General features: G+C 69.9%; 15 protein-coding genes and 1 other RNA gene. 8 read left to right on the forward strand and 8 right to left on the reverse strand.

Features of this window, described 5'->3' with window-relative positions; genetic code table 11:
* Window positions 1–35 precede the first annotated feature (35 nt).
* Window positions 36–1,643: an LCP family protein gene (locus GPY60_RS05590; RefSeq protein ID WP_156686640.1), complete on the reverse strand. Its 1,608-nt coding sequence runs from the start codon at window positions 1,641–1,643 to the stop codon at window positions 36–38.
* A 162-nt stretch (window positions 1,644–1,805) separates the two neighbouring features.
* On the opposite strand from GPY60_RS05590, the gene GPY60_RS05595 reads away from it, so the two are divergent.
* Both GPY60_RS05595 and GPY60_RS05600 read left to right on the forward strand, forming a co-directional pair.
* Window positions 1,806–2,282: a CAP domain-containing protein gene (locus GPY60_RS05595; RefSeq protein ID WP_156686722.1), complete on the forward strand. Its 477-nt coding sequence runs from the start codon at window positions 1,806–1,808 to the stop codon at window positions 2,280–2,282.
* A gap of 288 nt (window positions 2,283–2,570) precedes the next feature.
* Window positions 2,571–6,086, forward strand: a complete 3,516-nt coding sequence (locus GPY60_RS05600) for an nSTAND1 domain-containing NTPase (protein ID WP_156686641.1) — start codon at window positions 2,571–2,573, stop codon at window positions 6,084–6,086.
* Between the two features lie 22 nt (window positions 6,087–6,108).
* Here the strand turns inward: GPY60_RS05600 and GPY60_RS05605 are convergent, their stop codons facing one another.
* The gene (locus tag GPY60_RS05605) at window positions 6,109–7,224 is read right to left on the reverse strand and encodes an LLM class flavin-dependent oxidoreductase (RefSeq protein ID WP_156686642.1); all 1,116 of its coding nucleotides are present in this window, start codon (window positions 7,222–7,224) and stop codon (window positions 6,109–6,111) included.
* Between the two features lie 11 nt (window positions 7,225–7,235).
* Window positions 7,236–7,439: a hypothetical protein gene (locus tag GPY60_RS05610; RefSeq protein ID WP_156686643.1), complete on the reverse strand. Its 204-nt coding sequence runs from the start codon at window positions 7,437–7,439 to the stop codon at window positions 7,236–7,238.
* A gap of 88 nt (window positions 7,440–7,527) precedes the next feature.
* Here GPY60_RS05610 and GPY60_RS05615 point away from each other — a divergent pair, with 88 nt between their 5' ends.
* Window positions 7,528–8,613: a Zn-dependent alcohol dehydrogenase gene (locus GPY60_RS05615; RefSeq protein ID WP_156686644.1), complete on the forward strand. Its 1,086-nt coding sequence runs from the start codon at window positions 7,528–7,530 to the stop codon at window positions 8,611–8,613.
* Between the two features lie 216 nt (window positions 8,614–8,829).
* Here GPY60_RS05615 and GPY60_RS05620 read toward each other — a convergent pair whose 3' ends face one another.
* Both GPY60_RS05620 and GPY60_RS05625 read right to left on the reverse strand, forming a co-directional pair.
* Entirely contained in the window at window positions 8,830–9,024 is a 195-nt protein-coding gene (locus tag GPY60_RS05620; RefSeq protein ID WP_156686645.1) for a ferredoxin, read from the reverse strand.
* Window positions 9,021–10,190, reverse strand: coding sequence for a cytochrome P450 (locus GPY60_RS05625; protein WP_156686646.1), 1,170 nt, complete (start codon window positions 10,188–10,190; stop codon window positions 9,021–9,023). The genes GPY60_RS05620 and GPY60_RS05625 overlap by 4 nt, the downstream gene beginning before the upstream one ends.
* A 92-nt stretch (window positions 10,191–10,282) precedes the next feature.
* Between GPY60_RS05625 and rnpB the strand changes: the two genes are divergently transcribed.
* An RNA gene (gene rnpB, locus GPY60_RS05630) (RNase P RNA component class A) lies at window positions 10,283–10,686 on the forward strand.
* Window positions 10,687–10,711: 25 nt separating this feature from the next.
* On the opposite strand, the gene GPY60_RS05635 is transcribed toward rnpB, so the two are convergent.
* The 3 genes from GPY60_RS05635 to panB all read right to left on the reverse strand — a co-directional run bounded on the left by GPY60_RS05635 (window position 10,712) and on the right by panB (window position 14,496).
* Window positions 10,712–12,259 carry a CYTH and CHAD domain-containing protein gene (locus GPY60_RS05635; RefSeq protein WP_156686647.1) on the reverse strand — a complete coding sequence of 516 codons (1,548 nt, stop codon included), beginning with the start codon at window positions 12,257–12,259 and terminating at the stop codon, window positions 10,712–10,714.
* A gap of 93 nt (window positions 12,260–12,352) precedes the next feature.
* A complete protein-coding gene (locus GPY60_RS05640; protein WP_156686648.1) occupies window positions 12,353–13,543 on the reverse strand; it encodes a cellulase family glycosylhydrolase in 1,191 nt (396 codons plus the stop codon).
* A gap of 113 nt (window positions 13,544–13,656) precedes the next feature.
* Window positions 13,657–14,496 carry a 3-methyl-2-oxobutanoate hydroxymethyltransferase gene (gene panB, locus GPY60_RS05645; protein ID WP_156686649.1) on the reverse strand — a complete coding sequence of 280 codons (840 nt, stop codon included), beginning with the start codon at window positions 14,494–14,496 and terminating at the stop codon, window positions 13,657–13,659.
* Between the two features lie 202 nt (window positions 14,497–14,698).
* Between panB and GPY60_RS05650 the strand changes: the two genes are divergently transcribed.
* From GPY60_RS05650 to glnA, 4 genes are all read left to right on the forward strand, one after another.
* Entirely contained in the window at window positions 14,699–16,267 is a 1,569-nt protein-coding gene (locus GPY60_RS05650; protein WP_156686650.1) for an alpha/beta hydrolase, read from the forward strand.
* Between the two features lie 156 nt (window positions 16,268–16,423).
* Window positions 16,424–17,977 carry an alpha/beta hydrolase gene (locus GPY60_RS05655; RefSeq protein WP_156686651.1) on the forward strand — a complete coding sequence of 518 codons (1,554 nt, stop codon included), beginning with the start codon at window positions 16,424–16,426 and terminating at the stop codon, window positions 17,975–17,977.
* Between the two features lie 75 nt (window positions 17,978–18,052).
* Complete coding sequence (locus tag GPY60_RS27505) at window positions 18,053–18,886, forward strand: PE domain-containing protein (RefSeq protein WP_304610690.1); 834 nt, start codon at window positions 18,053–18,055, stop codon at window positions 18,884–18,886.
* A gap of 69 nt (window positions 18,887–18,955) precedes the next feature.
* Complete coding sequence (gene glnA, locus GPY60_RS05665) at window positions 18,956–20,296, forward strand: type I glutamate--ammonia ligase (RefSeq protein ID WP_156686652.1); 1,341 nt, start codon at window positions 18,956–18,958, stop codon at window positions 20,294–20,296.
* Window positions 20,297–20,344: the final 48 nt, after the last annotated feature.

Raw genomic sequence — 20,344 nt, forward strand, 5'->3', positions numbered from 1 at the left:
TCGTGCCGGGGCGGCGATGACCGCTGCGGCACAGGTCATTTGACGCAGGGGATGCCGTCGGCGGACATGCGCGTGAGGTTGGTGGGCGCGGGCTCCTGGGTGCCGGTACCGGTCGCGGGCACGGTCGTAACGGGTGCCGCCGCCGTGGTGGTTACCGACGACGTCGACGTGCGCGTGCCGCCCTCGAACTTCGACGAGTCGGTCCCGACGGTGAGGCGCACCGTGTTGCGCGCGACGGCGTCGGACGCGACGGCGCTCAGGCCAAAATCGTCGGCGAGTTCGGTGGCGGCCGCCTTGGCGCCCGGCCCGTAGGCGATGGTGCTCGTCTGGCTCACGGAGTCGGCGGTGCTGATCTCACCCTTGCTGAGATGGCCTGTCGCCAAAGACTTTTCGAGTCGGGCGGCCTCGCCCTCCTGGCCCGAGGCGTTCACCACGTCGAGCGTGACGCCACCCGCGGCCAACGGGGTGCCCTCGCCCGTCGGCGCCGCCGCGCCCACGCCGTCGGTCGTGGGCGTCACGGACGTCGGGGACGATTCGCCGCCCACGAGATCGTGCACGATGGAGCGGATGGCGGACACGTCGACGAAGTTGACGTCTTCGCCGTCGGAGATCGTGCCGAAACCGGTGACGGGCAGCGTGTAGAGCGCGACCGGCCGGTCTTGCAGGGCCGACGCGTTGCGGGCGAAGTCGTCGAGGTCGAAACCCGCGTCGACGGCGACGTTCTGCTTGGCGACGTTCAGCAGGGCGCTCAACCGGCCGGGCGACGACAGCGCCCCGCCGTGGCGCAGGGAACTGACCAGCGAGGCGAGGAAGGCCTGTTGGCGGCGGCTTCGGTCGAGGTCGGTGAACGCCGCGTCGTCGGCGTCGCGCCGTTGCCGCACGAACGACATCGCCTGGGATGCGCTGATCTGCTGGGTGCCCTTGCGGAAGTCCGCGCCCGAGTAGTAGGTGTCGGCGGTGTCCTCGTTCAGGCAGACGGTGATCGGTTCGACGACCCGGGCGAGTTGGAAAAACCCCGCCAGGGTGACCTCGAAGAAGTGGTCGATCGGGATCTGCAGCAAGCGCCGGACCGTGCTGATCTCGGCCTTGCGGCCCGCCTCGCGGGCAGCCTGCTCCTTCGCGCCGGCCTCCTGCCCGGACGATCCGGATTGCAGCACGCGCTGGTAGGCGAAGCTGTAGGCCTGCTTGACCTTGCCGCGGCAATCCGAACTCGTGCAGCCGGCCAGGTCGACGTAGTCGTCGCGGGGGATCGAGATCGCCGTGACGGGGGCGTCGCCCGCGGGCAGGTGCACGACGATGAGCGCGTCGGCGTCGCCGTCGGCGGCGTCGTCCCCGCCCGCGTGCAGGGCGTCGAGGATGTCGGGGGGCAGGGGCCGGCCGTGCTGGTCGCGGCGGCTGTCCAGCCCCATGATCAGGATGTTCTGGTCGGTACCGGGCGAAGCGGGTTCGCCGGCCAGCGCCTCGGAGGTGGTGATTCCGGCCGACGCGGCGCGGTAGGCCATCCACCCGATGCCGGTCGCGACGACGGCCGTGATCGAGACCAGGGCGGCCAGTATCCGGGCCCCGGAGGACAGCACGCGCCGGCCGCGCGGGCGATGCCGGGGCCCGCCCGTCAGCGAACGCGCCTCACCATCGCCAGACATGACAGCATTGAGAATAGCCGTGTCGCCCCGGTTCAAACCATGTCCGCCCAGGTGAGGACGGTTTCGGTAGACATCGATTTGGGCATTCTCCGCCGATTGCAAGCGTTGTTCGATAGCCTTCGTTCGCTCGACCAGCAAAGCGAGTGCGTGGTGAGAGGCCTCATGACGAGGAAAGCGGGAATCGTCGCAGCCTTATCGATCTGCACTGTCTGCACGACGGTTCTGGGCACGGTGGCCGATGGTGTCGCGCGCGGGGACGATCCGGCCACCGCGCTGGCGAACGGCGTCAACCGGGTTCGCCAGCCGTGCGCGCCGGTCGGCGAAGACCCACGCCTGACCGCGGCGGCGCAGCGGCACGCCAACGACATGCTGCGGAACGGCCTGGGCGGCCATGTCGGCTCGGACGGCTCGTCGCCGCAGGCGCGCATGGCGGACGCGGGCTATACGAGGTCCGGCTACACCGGAGAGATCGTCTACTGGGGCACCGGCTCGGCCGGGAACCCGGGCGCGGCGGTCGACGGGTGGATGGGCAGCCCCCCGCACCGGGCGATCATCACGAACTGCGCCTTCACCGTGGGCGGCTTCGCGACCGCGTCGGACGGCAACAAGATGACCGCCGTCGGCGACTTCGCGGGTTAGTGAGCGCCTACCAAAAATACTCGATTCCCCGTACGGCGCCTGCGTGATCCGCATATCTTGTCCTGACAAGCCCGGGGGAATGGGAGCGTAAAACTTGACTCCGATCCGCCGATCGGCGCCAATTTCGCACCGACGCCGCACGGTGCCGGTGCTCTTCGGCGAAAGGGGCAACCGGAGTTGGTGCGGCGAAACTCCGAAGATCAAGCGCGCGAAGACATCCGGTCACCCGGGTCACATCGACGCGCGCCCGGCGGAGACGATGCGCGCCGTGCGCCGGGCGGCGGCGCCGTGACGAGCGCTACCGCGTCCGAATCACTCGACAGCGACAACCCGTGGCCGGGAGCAAAGCCGTACGAAGAAAGCGCGCGCGCGTTCTTCCACGGGCGGGACCACGAGTCAGCACTCCTGCTGAGCCACGTTCTGAACGCCCCGGTGACCGTCCTGTATGGCGGGTCCGGACTCGGAAAGACGTCGCTGCTGAGAGCCGGGCTGTTTCCGTTGCTGCGCGACCGCCACTATCTGCCGGTCTACGTGCGCTTCCACTTCGGACCCGGTGCGGTGTCTCTCACTCGCCAGTTGCGCGAAGCGGTCTGCGAAGCGATCCGGGCCGATGCGCCCGATGCCATGCTGCCGTCCGACGACGAGTCCCTCGGGGAATACCTGCATCGGCCCGACGTCCAGCTGCGAAGCGCGGAGAATCATCCGCTTATTCCGGTCATCGTTCTCGACCAGTTCGAGGAGCTCTTTTCGCTCGGCAGGCGGGTCCCGAATGCCGTGCACGAGTTGCGGATTGAGCTCGATGACCTAATCGGGGATCGCGTTTCCGACGACGATGCGTCGGCCGACCTCCGGAAGCGCAACTACCGGCTGTTGATCAGCCTGCGCGAGGACGCCCTTGCCGAATTCAGGAAGTGGTGGCACTCGGTCCCCGCGCTTGGCCCGGCACTCGGGCAATCGCGGATGCGTCTGATGCGCATGCCGGCAAGCGAGGCCCTCGACGTGGTGCAGATGGCCGCCGAAGCGACCATGCCCGGTTGGCTGGCCCGCCGGGTCGTCGGCATCGTCGCGGGCGAGGATCTCCACCACGCGGGTGCCGCAGTGACGGACGACGATGCCGCCGATGACGCCGTCGCCGCGGGAATCGCTTCGGGTCTCCAGGACGTCGAACCCGCGCTGCTCAGCGTGTTCTGCCACGCACTCAACGAGGAGCGAAAGCGAGCCGGGCGCAACCAGTTTGACGACGAGCTCGTCGAAGACGCCGGGCGGCATGTCCTGTCCGACTACTACTTGTCGTGCGTGCGTGATCTGCCGCCGCGCGTCGCGCAGTTCATCGAGTCCGAGCTGATCACCGAGAACGGCTTCCGCGACAGTTACATTCGCGAGGACGCCGTGCCTTCGCGTCTCACCGAGGGCGAACTGGACGGCCTGATCGACCTGCGGCTCTTGCGATTAGAGGACCGCTACGGCGCTCCGCGCATCGAACTCGCCCACGATGTGCTCGCCGGCGTCGTACGCCAACGCCGCGACCGGCGGCGCGCCGAGAAAAGCGAAGCGGTGGCCGCGGCCGATACCGAGCCTCCCCAGGGGCGCGCGGCCGCGCTGCGCCAGCGCTCGCGCATCCTCGCCACCGTGTCGGCGGTCACCGCCATCGTGGCGCTCGTGGCGATGCTGCTCGTAGTGCAGGCCGTACAGGATCGAAACCAGGCACACGAACTGGTGCAGCAGCGGCTCATCAGCCAGCGGCAGATCCTGAATTCCGAGGCGCAGGACATGCTGGCCGGGACCCAGCCCGGCGGGGACACACGGGCGCTCCAGCAAGTGCTCGCCGCGCGCGCTCTGCCCCTGCCCCCCGATGACGGTCCGCTCTACGCGGCGGTGGCGCAGCGAGCCAACACTCTGAAAATCATGACCGGCCACGCGGGCGCAGTGAATGGTGTGGCCTTCAGCCCCGACGGTCTGCGACTGGCCACGGTGGGCCTGGACAAGACGGCGCGGATGTGGGATGCCGCGACCGGCCAACAGGTCGGCGCCTCCTTGACCGGTCACGAGGACGCCGTTATCGGGGTGGCGTTCAGCCCCGACGGTCACCGGCTGGCCACCGCCAGCCTCGACAAGACCGCGCGCCTGTGGGATGCCGAGACCGGCAAACAGCTCGGCGCACCCCTGCGGGGCCACACCGGATCGGTGCTCGGCGTGGCGTTCAGCCCGGACGGGAACTGGCTTGCGACGGCGAGCACCGATCGCACCGTTCAGCTGTGGGATGCGCGAACCGGCCAACCCGTCGGGGTCCGCCTCGTCGGCCACACCGGCTCTGTGGTCAGTGTCGCGTTCAGTCCCGATGGGCAGCGGCTGGCCACCGCCGGCGACGACCAGACCGTGCGGCTGTGGGACGCTCGGACGGGGCACCCGCTCGGGGAGCCGCTGGTCGGCCACACCGGCCCGGTGCTCAGCGTGGTCTTTCGCCCCGACGGTCACCGGCTGGCCAGCGCGAGCATGGACAAGACCGTCCGGGTGTGGGACGCCGACACCGGCCGGGCGCTCGGGCCGCCCCTGGACGCCCAGAGCGGGCCGGTGCAAAGCGTGGCGTTCAGCCCCGACGGTCAATGGTTGGCCACCGCGAGTGCCGACCAGACCGTGCGGTTGTGGGACGCCGACACCGGTCGCGACCGCGGCGCGCAGCTCAACGGCCACAGCGGGAGCGTCAATGGCGTGGTCTTCAGCCCGGACGGGCGCCGGCTGGCGACTGCCGGCAGCGACGGCACGGTCCGGCTCTGGGATCCCGCCCAACCGATCGGCATCCCCCTGACGGGCCACACAGGCCGTGTGAGGGGTGTGGCGTTCAGCCCCGACGGCCGCCGCCTGGCCTCGTCCAGCGACGACCATTCGGTGCGGCTGTGGGATGCCGGCACCGGGCAAGCGTCGGGCGCCCCGCTGCTCGGGCATACCGGCGAGGTGACCAGCGTGGTGTTCAGTCCCGACGGCCGCCGGCTCGCTTCGGCCGGCGGCGATCAGACCGTGCGACTGTGGGATAGCGCGACCGGCCAACCCGTCGGCGCCCCCCTGGTCGGCCACACCGCGCCGGTCCTCAGCGTTGCCTTCAGCCCGGATGGGCGCCGGCTCGCCTCGGGCGGCGCCGACCAGACGGTGCGCCTGTGGGACGCGACCACCGGCACGTCGGTCGCCGCCCTCACCGGCCATACAGGCGCGGTGAACAGCGTCGTGTTCAGTCCGGACGGTCACCTGTTGGCCTCCGCGGGCGATGACCGGAAGGTGCGGTTGTGGGACGCCGACACCGGCCGATCGGTCGCCATCATCACCGGGCATGTCGGTCCGGTGCTCAGTGCCGCGTTCAGTCCCGATGGGCGCCGGCTCGCCGCCGCGAGCGCCGACGAAACGGTGCGGGTGTGGGACGTTGGAACCGGGCAGTCGTCGGGTGTCCTCCTCAACGGCAACGGCGGCAGCGTGAATGCCGTGGCCTTCAGCCCGGACGGACGGCGGCTGGCCACCGCCGAACACGAAGGCGCGGTGCGCCTTTGGGACGCTACGACCGGACAGGCGATCGCCGATTTCCTCGGCGGCCACACGGGACCGGTGCTCGGCGTCGTGTTCAGCCCCGACGGGCGAAGGCTGGCCTCGGCGGGGTCCGATACCACCGTGCGGCTTTGGCCGGCGGACGCGTCGCCCGAGATGCTTTGCGCCAAGCTGACCGCCAACATGAGCCGCCAGCAATGGCACGACTGGGTGTCGCCCGATCTGGCTTACGTCGCGCTTTGCCCGGGGCTGCCGATCGCCGGCAGTCCTTGAACCCGTGCGGATTGCCGACCGGTCACGCGCTCAGTAGTTGCGCTATGCGGTACAGAGCCGCGGGGGTGTAGGCGAAGTCGGTCCGCGATACGTAGGCCGAAATGGGACCGAGCACCACATGACGCAGGCCGGCGTCGGCGAATTGCCTTAGCCTGTTGGCGATCTGGGCTGGGGTGCCGATCAACAGACCGTTGTGGAGCAGGTGGGGCGGTACCGCGGACAGGGCCGCCTCGAGAGTGGCGGGCTCGTAGTCTTCTGAAACCACGTCCACGAATCCGCCAAAGTCCGCGCCCAGCGGGTGTTTCAGGCCCGCCTCACGCCAGCGCTCGGCGGGGAACAGCAGCCCCCAGTACCGCACGATGCGGCTTCGCATCAGCGCGCGGGCCCGCTTTTCCGTCGGGGCCAGTACGGTCGGTGCCATCAATGCCGGCGTGATGTCGTCAGGGTCGCGTCCCGCCTCCTGAGCCGCCTGCCGTATCCGGGATAGCTTGGCCCCATACTCCTGGGGGGTCGGTGTGGCGGGCAGCATAGGCAGCCAGCCGTCGGCGTAGCGCCCGGTCAACGCGAGCATCCTCGGGCCGTGTGCGGCCAGCCAGATCTGCGGACTGCACCCGGGCGGGGCGGTAAGGTCCATGATTGCGCCATGCAGTCGAAAATGGTTGCCCTCGAAGTCGATCGGGCCGTCCGCGCTGATGCAGCGGCGCATGATCTGAAGAGCTTCCTCCAACCGATCTACTCGGCGGGTGAACGGGAGCCCATAGGGTTGAGTGTTCATCCGCTCACCGGACCCCAGGCCGAGGATGGGTGGGCGTGTTGTCAGGTGCGCGAGCGTCAGCGCGGCTTGGGCGATCTGCACCGGGTGGCGCCGGATCGGCTCGGTGACGCCGACCCCGAGTTGAAGCCTGCCCGCTCGGACAGCAAGCGCGCCGAGCAGCGTCTGGTAGTCGAACACTTCATGGGGGCTGGCCGGCTCGTCGAACCACGTGAAATCCCGCGTCCAAAGCGTCCTAGGGTAGAACTCCTGGAAGTGGTCCCAGACAAGCAACGAGGCCATGCCGCTCAGCCGGGCCAGCTGAGTGATCGAGCGCAGACGGTTCAGCGGGGGGTTAGGCGGAAGGTAGAGCCCGGTCGCCACCATCGCCTGAGCTCTCACGACGTGACTAGTTCGGCGCCGGGTGCCGGACGAACGCCCGCCGCAGTCCGCGCCGTGGCGCCGCGCGTCTCGGCGTCGCCGACCAACCCGGTCATTCGATTCGGGCCGGCGGCGGTGTGCAGCGGTCCGCCACCGATCGTCAACAACGCCTCCTCGCCGGCGGCTTGGGCTTCCCGCATGATCGTCGTTGATCCCGTCATGACATGCTCCCTTGCCTGCGGTCCCTTGACCTGATGCGGTTGCCCGGCCATCGTAAGTCGCTATGACGCAGATCACACGAGCGATCCGATGAAGGCCGTGGTCCTGCGGGAGGTGGGCCGGCCGACCGAGGTCGAAGAGCTCGCGCTGCGGCCCGTCGGCAAGCACGAGGTAAGGGTGCGGCTGCACGCCAGCGGCGTGTGCCACAGCGACCTGTCGTTGCGCGACGGGTCCATCCCGCCCATGCTGCCGTGCACGCTCGGCCACGAGGGCGCAGGCGTCGTCACCGAGGTCGGGGACGACGTCACCGCCGTGGCGCCCGGCGCGCACGTCGTCCTCATCTGGAGCGTCGCCTGCCGCTCTTGTCCGCACTGTCTGCGCGGCGAGATCCCCCTGTGCCTGCACAGCTACGACCACGTCTACGGCGCTCCGTACGCGGAAAGCGCCGCCGGGCCGGTGTGGCCCGGGATGGGAGTGGGCTCGCTGGCCGAAGAGACCGTGTTGCCGGCCGCCGCGGTGGTGCCCGTCGACGAGTCGCTGCCGCTCGATCTCGCCGCGCTGCTGGGCTGCGGCGTGACGACCGGCGTGGGCGCGGTGATGCGCACGGCGGCCGTCCGGCCGGGCGACAGCGTGCTCGTGATCGGTTGCGGCGGTGTGGGTTTGGCGGCGATCCAGGGCGCCCGCCTGGCCGGGGCGGCGCAGATCATCGCCGCCGACAGGGTGGCGAACCAACTGCCCGCCGCGGTGGCCAACGGCGCGACCGACACCGTCGACGCGGGCGAGGCCGACGTCGCGACCGCGGTGCGCGACCTCACCGGCGGCGTCGGCGTCGACCACGGGATCGAGGTGGTCGGCAAGCCCGCCACCATCCGCGCGGCCTACGACGCCACCCGCCGCGGCGGCAAGGTCACCCTCGTGGGCGCCGCCGGGATCGCGGACGAGGTGAGCTTTCCCGCGCTGTCGTTGATGACCGACGGAAAGACGGTTCAGGGCAGCGTCTACGGCGCCAGCGACCCGGCGCGCGACATCCCGGTGCTCGCCGCGCTCGCGCAGCGGGGCCGGCTCGACCTCGAGGCGCTGGTGACCCGCCGGATCGGGATCGACGACGTCGAGGCGGCGTTCGCGGACATGGCGGCGGGACGCGGGGCGCGCAGCGTGGTCTGCTTCGCCCCTTGACGTTCGCGGGGGCGGGGGCCCTGCGATGTCATCGGTGATATCGCTTCCGAGAGTCGCCTATACCCCTGAAGACTCCCCGCGTCTCTGGGGTATGGGGTGTTGTCAGAATGCGATGGCGCCGCCGATATCACTTCGGAAGTGATCGACTCGCTGCGAGCATGCCGTATTCGAGTTTGGCTGTGGCACAAACCGATTGGTCGCGCCTACTGCGGCGCTTCAGCGCGAGATCGTGATCGCGCCCTCCGGGCAGTTCTGTTCCCCGGTCACGGCCTGCAGCTCGAGGTCCCCCGAGACGTCCTCGGTCAGCACGACGCAGTGACCGACCTCATCGGCGTCGAAGACCTCGGGCGCCAGCGTGTAGCAACGCCCGTGACCGGTGCACCGGTCGGGATCAACCGAGACGCGAATCACGAGACCGGGAAGACCAGCGGCAGCGACTCCACCGACCGCAGCGCGGCGGTGTAGGTCAGCTGGGTGCCCGGCTTGATCTCGTAATTGGGGATGCGGCGGTGGAACTCGCGCAGCGCCACCCGCAGCTCCATGCGCGCCAGGTGCGATCCCAGGCAGCGGTGCGGGCCGCCGCCGAACGCGCGGTGCCGGTTGGGAGTGCGGCGGAAGTCCACGACGTCGGGGTCGGGGAACTCGGCCGGGTCGGTGTTGGCCGCGCCCAGCAACGGGCTGACGCGCTCGCCCTTGCTGATGGGGCACCCGCCCACCTCGACGTCCTGCATCGCGACGCGCGCCACCCCGGGCACCGGTGTCTCCCAGCGCAACAACTCCTCGATGGCGCTCGGCAGGACGTCCGGTTCTTCGACGAGTTGGTGGCGGTGCTCGGGATGCCGTGCGAGGTAGACGAAGAAGCAGTCCAGCGAGTCGGTCACCGTGTCCAGCCCCGCGATGAGGAACAGGAAGCAGATGTCGAGCAGCTCCTCGCGCGACAGCGGCTGGCCGTCCACCCGCGCGGCGATCATCGCCGACAGCACGTCGTCGCGCGGGCTGGCGATGTGGTCGTCGATGGCGCGGTCGAAGTAGTCGTAGATCTGCAGGGCGGTGGGCTCGCCGGTCTCGTGGCGGCGGTCGTAGCCGGAGTCGCCCTCCGGGCGGATGATGCCGTCCTTCCACACCAGGAACTGCTCGAGGTCCTCCAGCGGCAGCCCGAGCAGCTGCAGGAAGACGGTGCAGGGCAGCGGGACGGCGAACTCCTCGTGGAAGTCGCATTCGCCGCGGTCCGCGAACCGGTCGATCATCTCGTTGACGAGCGCGGCGACCTGGGGTTCACGCCGGGCCATCTCGCGCGGGGTGAACAGCGGGTCCAGGATCCGGCGGTACTTGGCGTGCTCCGGCGGGTCGACTTGCAGCGGGATCATCGGCCGGATGTTGCCCAGGTCGACCGCGTCCATGTTCGACGAGAAGACGTCGGTGCGCTTGAGCGCCATCTCGATGTCGGAGAGGCGGCTGAGCACCACCGCCTGCGGCGCCCGGAACACCGGGGTCGTCTCGCGCAACGCCTTGTACATCGGCTGCGGCTCCGCGAGACCCGTCACCGCCTGGTCGACGAACCCTTCGGTATCTGTCATGCGGTCAGCCTGACACTAAGCGGTGTGCTCATCAATAGGCCACGCAGCGCTGGTCAGCGACTTCCTGGGCGGGTACCGTGTATCGGCGCGGACGAGTTGGCCGGGCGGCCGCGGACCGTCGCGAGGCGGTTCGAGGAAAGTCCGGACTTCACAGAGCAGGGTGATTGCTAACGGCAATCCGAGGTGACTCGCGGGACAGTGCCACAGAAAGCAAACCGCCACCCTCGCGGTGGTAAGGGTGAAACGGTGCGGTAAGAGCGCACCAGCACGCCGGGTGACCGGCGTGGCTAGGCAAACCCCACCCGAAGCAAGGCCAAGAAGGCCGCACCGAAAGGTGCGGCCGCGCAGGCGTCCGAGGGTTGCTCGCCCGAGCCTGCGGGTAGGCCGCTCGAGGCACCCGGTGACGGTGTGTCCAGATGGATGGTCGCCGCCCCGCCGCCGTTGCTCAAGCCGCGGCGGTGGGGAACAGAATCCGGCTTACAGGCCAACTCGTCCGCCCCTATTCGGGGCGCCGCGGCTGGTCAGTGCCCGGCTTTGCGCACCGACTTGGCGAGCTCGCGCAGCGCGTCGTCGAGCTGTTCGCGACACCGGTCGGCCAGATCCTCCTCCTGCTGGTAGAGCAGGCCGTAGGTGAAGGTGTCCTCGCCCGCGGCGTGCGCGGCCTCGGCCTCGTGGCTCAGGTGTTCGCGGCTGACCACGCTGTCCTGGTGATCGCCGAGCAGCGACTGAATGGCCTTCGCCCGGTCGGACACCTGACTGGCGCCGGTGGCCGCCGCGGTGAAGCGAAGCCGCTTGGCGCGCTTGCGGATTCGGTGTATCGCCTCGTTGCGGTCGTGTTCGGCGGACGGGCCCTCCAGTTCGACGCCGGCCGCGGCGGGAGCGGCCTTCGCGGCCTTGCGGACCTTCTTGTAGGCCGCGTCGATGGTGACCGGCGCCCGCTCCTCGCCGGCGACCTCGGCGGGGCTCTGCGAGACGATCGCGTCGAGCGCGTCGAGCAGCCGGAAGTAGCGCTGGGAGCGCATCGCGATCAGCGACCGGCGCCAGCCCGTCTCGTACCGGCGCAGCGCGCCCTCGACGAGGCGCTCGCGCACGGGCCCCCGCACCAATTCCGGTGCCAGGCGCCCCAATTCGCGGTCGTAGCGCTCGGCGAGCACCTCCGCGTCGCGAGCGACGCCGAGGATGCCGGCGAGCTCGCGCAGCTCGTCGAGGACCCAGGCGGCGTCGCCCAGCCCGAACGACTCGTCGTAGTCGCGCAGCAGGCTGCGGATCTTGCGGGTGGTCACCCGCATCTGGTGGATGGAATCGGGGGCGTCGGCGCGCACGGCCCGGTCCCACACCAGCAGCTCACCGATGTGCTCGGTCAGCGCGCGCTGAAGCGGCTCCTCGGCCTGCGGCGGGCCGGCGGGCTGCGACGTTGTGCCCAGCACCCGCGCCAGCTTCGAGGCATGGCCGGCGGGCGCGGCACCGGCGTCGAGCAGCCGGTTGGCCAGCCGGTTGAGCAGGTCGGTGTTCGATACGCCGTTGCGCGCGGCGTCCTCGGAAAGCTCGAGTTCCCATTCGCGCCACTCCTGTTCGGCGGGAGGGGAGTCGTCATCGGCCCCGGCGGCCGACCACGCCGTGACGTGGTCGTTGCTGAACTCCGCCAGCGGTGTGCCGTCGGCGCGGTAGAGCACCTGGCTTTCGCGCCGGGTGGTGATGCGCGCGACCGGGCCGAGGGGGCGGTCGCGGACGACCGCGAGCACGACGTCGCGAAGTTCCACGGGCACGGCGTCGTCCCCGGCGGGGGTCAGCGGCGCGTGAATCTCGGTGCGGGCGTCGGGGCCGCCGGGCAACTTCAGGTGCCAGCCGGCGTCGTGGCCGCCCGTGCGGCGCCGCAGGGTGATCTTGTTGCGGGCCAGGTCCTGTGCCGGCGTGTCGAAGTAGGTCGCGTCCAGCGACTGCGTCGGCGACGTCTCCACGCGGGCCACGGCGGCGATGCCGTCGAACGACGGTGACACGGTGGAGTCGACGACGTCGAACTTCCGTTCCACCTCGAGGTGGCGGGAGGTCTTCGGCGCTTTGGCAGGCATGGTCGCTTTCGTCGAGGGCGCCCCCGGGCGCGGGACTGGCACCCATAGCCTGCCACACCGGAGGTCGCGCGCCGGAGGGCGATCGGGGGCCGGCTAGGGCGGCGGCGCCGGCGGTGGCGGACCCTCGTGCAGATGCATCGCCAGCCCACTCAGCTGGCGGATGGTTTCCAGCTCGGCGTCCCGGAACGGCCGGCCGTCCGGCCCCAATAGGTCGTGGAACCAGAGGTCGGGCATCCCAGTGAACGGGTGCTCCCAGGAATCCCATGGGAAGTAGGTTTGCGTCTTGCCGGCGACCAGCCCCCAATTGAACGCACCGACGTTGTAGCGCTTGGCAATTGGGAGGATGCCCTGGACGGTGCTGCCCAACGGCCGGGCCATGTACTCGGTGCACACGACGGGGCGGCCCTGCGGCGCGAGCTCGGCGATGCGGGCCTCGAACTCGGCGGGATGGCCATAGGAGTGGAACGTCAGGATGTCGGAGTTGTCGAGCTGGATGCCGGCGATCACGCTGCGGCGCGCCGGGTCGGCCCATTCCCCGTCCCACACGGCGCTCGTCAACGGTTGGCTCGGGCCCACCGCCCGCGCCCAGCCGAACACCTGGGGGAGCAGGTCGGCCACCCTGTCCAGCTTGTCCGGCCGCTCCGCCGCGCGGTAGTAGCGCGACGGGTTGTCGGGCTCGTTCCACAGATCCCAGCCCAAAACGCGGTCGTCACTGCGGAATTGGGTCAGCACGCCGGTGACGTAGCCGCGCAGCGTCTGCGCGTAGGCGGCGTCGTCGATGCGCTGGGCGCCCGGGCCCTGCACCCAGGCGGAGTTGTGCACCCCGGGCCGCGGCGGGCGCTGCGGGCCCGATTGGGGGAACGGGTCCCAGCAGGAGTCGAAGAGCACGAACAGCGGCTTGATGCCATGGCGGGCCGCGATGTCGACGAACTGCGACAGGCGGCTGAGGAAACCCCGGTGGTCCGCGGCCCACAACAGGTCGTGCAGGAACACCCGAACGGTGTTGAACCCGTTGGCGCGGGCCCAGTCCAGCTCCGTGTCGATGCGGCGCGGGTCGAAGGTTTCAGGCTGGAACATCTCCAGCTGGTTGACGGCGCTGGACGTGATGTAGTTGACCCCGACGAGCCAGCCCTGCGCCTGATACCACGTGTTGGCGCGCTCGGGAGACCACCGGCTCGATTGCGGCGAGTTGCGGGGCGGTTGCGCGGCGGCGCGTGGAGCTCGGGCCAGGACCGTGCCTCCTGCCAGCAGCAGCGGCGACTTCAATACCGTTCGGCGGTGCACCAACGCACCGCGATTCCCCCGGTCGATGTTTCACCTTGCTCTCGAAGAGATCGGTTACGGCATCGACTGTACACCACTGTCAGACAACAGGTTTGGGGAATGGCGGTGAGTTTTCAGAAGCTGTGCTCGTCGGCGGGGAAGACGCCTTCGGCAACCTCTTGCGCGTATTGGGAGGCCGCCCGGCGCAGCTCCGCGCCGACGTCGGCGAACCGCTTGACGAACCGGGCCGCCTTGCCGCCGCTCATGCCGGCCATGTCCTGCCAGACGAGCACCTGGGCGTCGCAGTTGGGGCCGGCCCCGATGCCGATCGTGGGGATGGTCAGCTTGCCGGTGATCTGGGTGGCCAGTTCCGCCGGCACCATCTCCATCACGACGGAGAACGCGCCGGCTTCGGCGACGGCGATCGCATCGGCGATGGTCTGCTCGGCGGCGTCGCCGCGGCCCTGCACCCGGAAGCCGCCGAGGCCGTTGACGCTCTGCGGTGTGAAGCCGATGTGCGCCATCACCGGGATGCCCGCGGCGGTGAGGCAGGCGATCTGCTCGGCGACGCGCTCGCCGCCCTCGAGCTTGACGGCGTGGGCGCCGCCCTCCTTGAGGAACCGGGTGGCGGTGGCCAGCGCGGCGGCAGGCCCCGCCTCGTAGCTGCCGAACGGCAGGTCGGCGACCACGAGGGCGTGGCCGGCCCCCCGGACCACGCCGCGCACCAGCGGGATCAACTCGTCGACCGACACCGGCACCGTGGTGTCGTAGCCGTAGACGACGTTGGCCGCCGAATCGCCCACCAGCAGCACCGGGATGCCGGCGTCGTCGAAGATCCGGGCGGTCGAGTAGTCGTAGGCCGTGAGCATGGCCCACTTGTGGCCCTCGGCCTTCATCTTCTGCAGGTGGTAGGTGCGGATCTTCGTGCGCGGCTGCGCGGGCGAGTCGGCACCATAGACGTTCTGCTCAGACATCATTGTCCTCGGATAAGTGGTCGGGTCGATCCTCGTGGCCCTTGCCGGGTCCCCGGGTTCGTCTGACCACGCCAGTCTAGCCGCCCCTGCCGCGCTGACGCACCGGCGCGGTGGTGTGAGACACACCATGCGGCTCGCGGGCGGCCGGATAGCCGCCGGTCGAACCGCTCATCAGAATCTCAGGATGGCTCTGGCAGCATAGGTGGGCATGGGCCCGACTCGCCGCGACAAGGTCGCGCGGACGCTGCTGATCTCGACCACCATCGCCGCCGTGGCGACGGTGGTCGCGGGCTGCCTGCACGTCGTCGCCGGGCGGGCGGTGATGTCGGAGCCGAAGCTCGGCCAGCCGGTCGAGTGGACGCCGTGCCGCTCCTCGAACCCGAAGGCCAAGATCCCCAGCGGCGCCATGTGCGGCAAGCTCGCCGTGCCGGTCGACTACGACCACGCCGACGACCCCGCCAATGTGGCCACGCTGGCTTTGATCCGCTTCCCGGCGACGGGGGACAAGCTGGGCTCGCTGGTGATCAACCCGGGCGGCCCTGGTGAGTCCGGCATCGACGCGGCCCTGGGCGTCGTGCAGACGCTGCCCAAGCGGGTGCGGGAACGCTTCGACCTGGTGGGCTTCGACCCCCGCGGCGTCGGCAACTCGCGACCGGCAATCTGGTGCAACTCCGACGCCGACAACGACCGGCTGCGCACCGAGCCCAATGTCGACTACAGCCCGGCCGGCGTGGCGCACATGGAGGACGAGACCAAGCAGTTCGTCGGCCGCTGCGTCGACAAGATGGGCAAGAGCTTCCTGGCCAACGTCGGAACCGTCAACGTCGCCCGCGACCTGGACGCGATCCGCGCCGCGCTGGGCGACGAGAAGCTGACCTACCTCGGCTACTCGTACGGCACCCGGATCGGCTCGGCCTACGCGGAGGCCTATCCGACGAAGGTGCGCGCGATGATCCTCGACGGCGCCGTCGACCCCAACGCCGACCCGATCGAGGCCGATCTGCGCCAGGCCAAGGGCTTTCAGGATGCGTTCAACAACTACGCCGCCGACTGCGCCAAGCAGCCGACCTGCCCGCTGGGCACCGACCCGACCAAGGCCGTCGACGTCTACCACAGCCTCGTCGACCCGTTGGTCGACCCGAACAACCCGATGGTCGGCCGGCCCGCCAAGACGAACGACCCCCGCGGGCTGAGCTACGCCGACGCCATCGTGGGCACGATCATGGCGCTGTACTCGCCGACGCTGTGGCACCACCTGACGGACGGCCTGTCCGAGCTGGTCGACCACCACGGCGACACCATGCTGGCGCTCGCCGACATGTACATGCGCCGCGACGCGCACGGCCACTACAGCAACGCGACCGACGCGCGGGTGGCCATCAACTGCGTCGACCAGCCGCCGATCACCGACCGCGACAAGGTGATTGACGAAGACCGCCGGTCCCGGGAGATCGCCCCGTTCATGAGCTACGGGCAGTTCACCGGCGACGCGCCGCTGGGCACCTGCGCGTTCTGGCCGGTGCCGCCCACCAGCAAGCCGCACACCATCTCCGCGCCCGGCCTGGCGCCCACGGTGGTGGTCTCCACCACCCACGACCCGGCCACCCCGTACAAGGCCGGCGTCGACCTGGCCAACGAGCTGCGCGGGTCGCTGCTCACCTTCGACGGGACCCAGCACACGGTGGTGTTCCAGGGTGATAGCTGCGTCGACGACTACGTGACGGCGTACCTGGTCGGCGGCGCCACCCCGCCCAACGGCGCCAAGTGCTGACCGCGGCTCGCCGAACGTGAACTGACGGCGAGTTTTCGGCCGAAATCCCGCCACGGCTTCACGCTCGGCGACACGCCCGGCATGCGCCAAGACGAGACCAAGGCGTTACCCTTTCGCGCTGCCCACGGTCACGCGGGGGTGCAAACATCTACAGCCATGTCGCGCCTGAAACCGCTGAGTTCGGCGCTGCTGTCCCTCGGCCTCGCCGTGGCCGGCCAACCACCGTTGGCGGGTGCCACCCCCGAGCCCGGCGCGGGCCAGACGCCCGGTCCGACGCCGGCCCAGGCCGCGGCGCCGACGCCGAGCTGGGGCAGCTGCGCGCAGATGCTGGCCGGCTCGGGCGACGTGCCCGCCAACGCGCGCTGCACCACCGTGTCCGTGCCGGTCGACTACGCCAATCCCGGTGGCGCGCAAGCCAAGCTGGCCGTCATCCGCGTGCCGGCGACCGGCAAGCGGATCGGATCGCTGTTGGTCAACCCCGGCGGCCCCGGCGGATCCGCGGTCGACATGGTCGCGGGGCTCGCGTCGGACCTGGCGAACACCGACATCGGGCGCAGCTTCGACCTCGTTGGCTTCGACCCCCGCGGGGTCGGTCATTCCACGCCGGCGTTGCGCTGCCGCACCGACGCCGAATTCGACGCCTACCGCCGCGAGCCCATGGTCGACTACAGCCCGGCCGGCGTGGCGCACATCGAACAGCTCTACCGCCAGCTGGCCCAGCAATGCGTCAACCGCATGGGCACCGGGTTCCTGGCCAACGCCGGCACCGCCTCCGTCGCGCGCGACATGGACCTGGTGCGCCAGGCGCTCGGCGACGACCAGATCAACTACCTCGGCTACAGCTACGGCACCGAACTGGGCAGCGCCTACCTGGAGAAGTTCAGCGATCACGTGCGGGCGATGGTGCTCGACGGCGCGATCGACCCCACCGTCGGGCCCGTGGACGAGAACGTCGAGCAAATGGCCGGATTCCAAACGGCTTTCAACGACTATGCCGCCGACTGCGCCCGCTCGCCGGGCTGCCCGCTGGGCACCGACCCCGCCCAGTTCGTCAACCGCTACCACGCGCTGGTGGACCCGCTCGTCGCCAAGCCCGGCCGGACGTCGGACCCGCGCGGGCTGAGCTACGCCGACGCCACCACCGGCACCATCAACGCGCTGTACACCCCCGAGCGCTGGAAGTACCTGACCAGCGGGCTGCTCGGCCTTGCGCGCGGGACCGACGCCGGCGACCTGCTCATGCTCGCCGACGACTACGAAGGCCGCGACAAGACCGGGCACTACAGCAACGACCAGGACGCGTTCAATGCGGTGCGGTGCGTGGACGCGCCGGCGCCGACCGACCAGGCGAGCTGGGTCTCCGCCGATCAGCGCATCCGCCAGGCGGCACCCTTTCTGAGCTACGGGCAGTTCACCGGCAACGCCCCCCGCGACCTGTGCGGGCTGTGGCCCGTGCCCGCCACCTCCGCGCCGCACCCCGCGCCGCACGTGGCGCCCGGCAAGGTCGTCGTCGTCTCCACCACCCACGACCCGGCCACGCCGTACCAGGCGGGTGTCGACCTCGCCCGCGAACTGGGCGCGCCGCTCATCACCTACGACGGCACCCAGCACACCGCCGTGTTCAACGGAAACCAGTGCGTCGACACGGCGGTCGCGCGCTATTTCATCAACCTGACCGTGCCGCCGGTCGGGCTGCAGTGCCGTGCCTGAAACGCCGGACAGTTCCCGCGGGTTTCGCTAACCTGGGTCGGCACAGGGGGCCGATCGACGATAGCGGAGAGATTTGTGTCCTTTGTGAATGTTTCCCCCGAGGGGGTGGCGGCCGCGGCCCAGGGCGTAGCGGGTATCGGCTCGGCGCTCGACCAGGCCCACGCCGCGGCGGCGCCGGCCACCACGTCGGTGGTCGCCGCGGCCGCGGACGAGGTGTCCGCCGCGATCGCCAACGTGTTTTCCGGGCACGGCCAGCTTTTCGCGGCGCTCGGCGCGAAGGCGGCCGCGTTCCAGGACCAGTTCGCGCAGGCGCTGACGAACGCCGGCCAGCAGTACGCCGCCGCCGAGAACGCGATCGTCCGCCAGTTGCAGGCCGTCACCGCCGCGCTGCACCTCCCACCCTTCTTCGGCCCGCGGCCGGTGCCCTCGTCCGTGCCGATCGACCCGGCGCAGTTCGCCGGCACCTACTACGAACAGGGCAGCGTCAAGCAGTTCTTCTCGCTCGGCCTGGTGAACACCAAGGCGGTGTACTCGCTCAACCCCGACGGCACGATCCGCGTCCAGAATTCGGGGAACTACTTCTTCGACCACGGCCCCCTGTCGACGATCGTCGGAACGGCGGTGCCCCTCAACGACATCAACACCGCGCTGAACGTCAGCTTCCCGTTCTTCAGCCTGCCGTTCAGCTTCGGCCCCCCGACACCGAACTACGTGATCGTCGACCATGGCCCGCCAGTGTCGACCGGCGGTTACGAATGGCTTGTGGTCAGCGACCCCTCGGGGTTCAGCGGCTTCATCTTGACCAACAGTCAGTACATCCCGCCGGCGCTGTATCTCCAACTGGTGGGCGATGCGGTTGCCCATGGCGTGTGGGGGCCGATCTTCTCGACCCCCCAGTACCTCTCCTGAACGGCGGCGCAACGGTTCTGAGCGGGCATCAGTAACACGGAATTAACACCGGCCGCATACTGTCGGGTCATGGATCGCCAGAAGGAATTCGTCCTCCGCACGCTGGAGGAACGGGACATCCGTTTCGTCCGGCTGTGGTTCACGGATGTGCTCGGGACCCTCAAGTCCGTCGCCATCGCCCCGGCCGAGCTGGAGGGCGCCTTCGAGGAGGGCATCGGCTTCGACGGCTCCTCGATCGAGGGCTTCGCGCGGGTCTCGGAATCCGACACCGTGGCGAACCCGGACCCGTCCACGTTCCAGGTGCTGCCGTGGGCAACGTCCTCGGGCCACCACCACTCCGCGCGGATGTTCTGCGACATCACGATGCCCGACGGCTCGCCGTCGTGGGCGGACCCCCGCCACGTGCTGCGCCGTCAGCTGCAGAAGGCCAACGACCTCGGGTTCTCCTGCTACGTGCACCCCGAGATCGAGTTCTTTCTCCTCAAGCCCGGCCCCGACGACGGTTCACGGCCCGTCCCCGTCGACACCGCCGGCTACTTCGACCAGGCGGTGCACGACTCGGCGTCGAACTTCCGGCGGCATGCGATCGAGGCGCTCGAGTTCATGGGCATCTCGGTCGAATTCAGCCACCACGAGGGCGCGCCCGGCCAGCAGGAGATCGACCTGCGCTTCGCCGACGCGCTGTCGATGGCCGACAACGTGATGACGTTCCGCTACGTCATCAAGGAGGTCGCGATCGAGAACGGCGCGCGGGCGTCCTTCATGCCCAAGCCGTTCGCCGAGCACCCCGGTTCGGCCATGCACACGCACATGAGCCTGTTCGAAGGCGACGTCAACGCCTTCCACAGCGCCGACGACCCGCTGCAGCTGTCGGACGTGGGCAAGTCGTTCATCGCGGGGATCCTCGAGCACGCCTCCGAGATCAGCGCCGTGACCAACCAGTGGGTCAACTCCTACAAGCGGCTGGTGCAGGGGGGCGAGGCGCCCACCGCCGCGTCGTGGGGGGCTGCCAACCGGTCCGCGCTGGTGCGGGTCCCGATGTACACCCCGCACAAGACGTCGTCGCGGCGCATCGAGGTGCGCAGCCCCGACTCCGCCTGCAACCCGTACCTGACGTTCGCCGTCCTGCTCGCGGCGGGGCTGCGGGGCGTAGAGAAGGGCTACGTGCTCGGGCCGCAGGCCGAGGACAACGTGTGGGACCTCACCCCCGAGGAGCGCCTCACGATGGGCTACCGCGAGCTGCCGACGAGCCTCGACAGCGCGCTGAAGGCCATGGAGGCCTCGGAGCTGGTGGCGGAAACGTTGGGAGAGCACGTCTTTGACTTCTTCCTGCGCAACAAGCGCACGGAGTGGGCCAACTACCGCAGCCACGTCACACCGTACGAGCTGAGCACCTACCTGTCGCTGTAACGCGCCCCGGGCGACGGTCGGCCGGACGGCCGGAACGTTGCGCTACCG

The sequence above is a fragment of the Mycobacterium sp. Marseille-P9652 genome (assembly GCF_902652685.1).
Lineage (GTDB): Bacteria > Actinomycetota > Actinomycetes > Mycobacteriales > Mycobacteriaceae > Mycobacterium.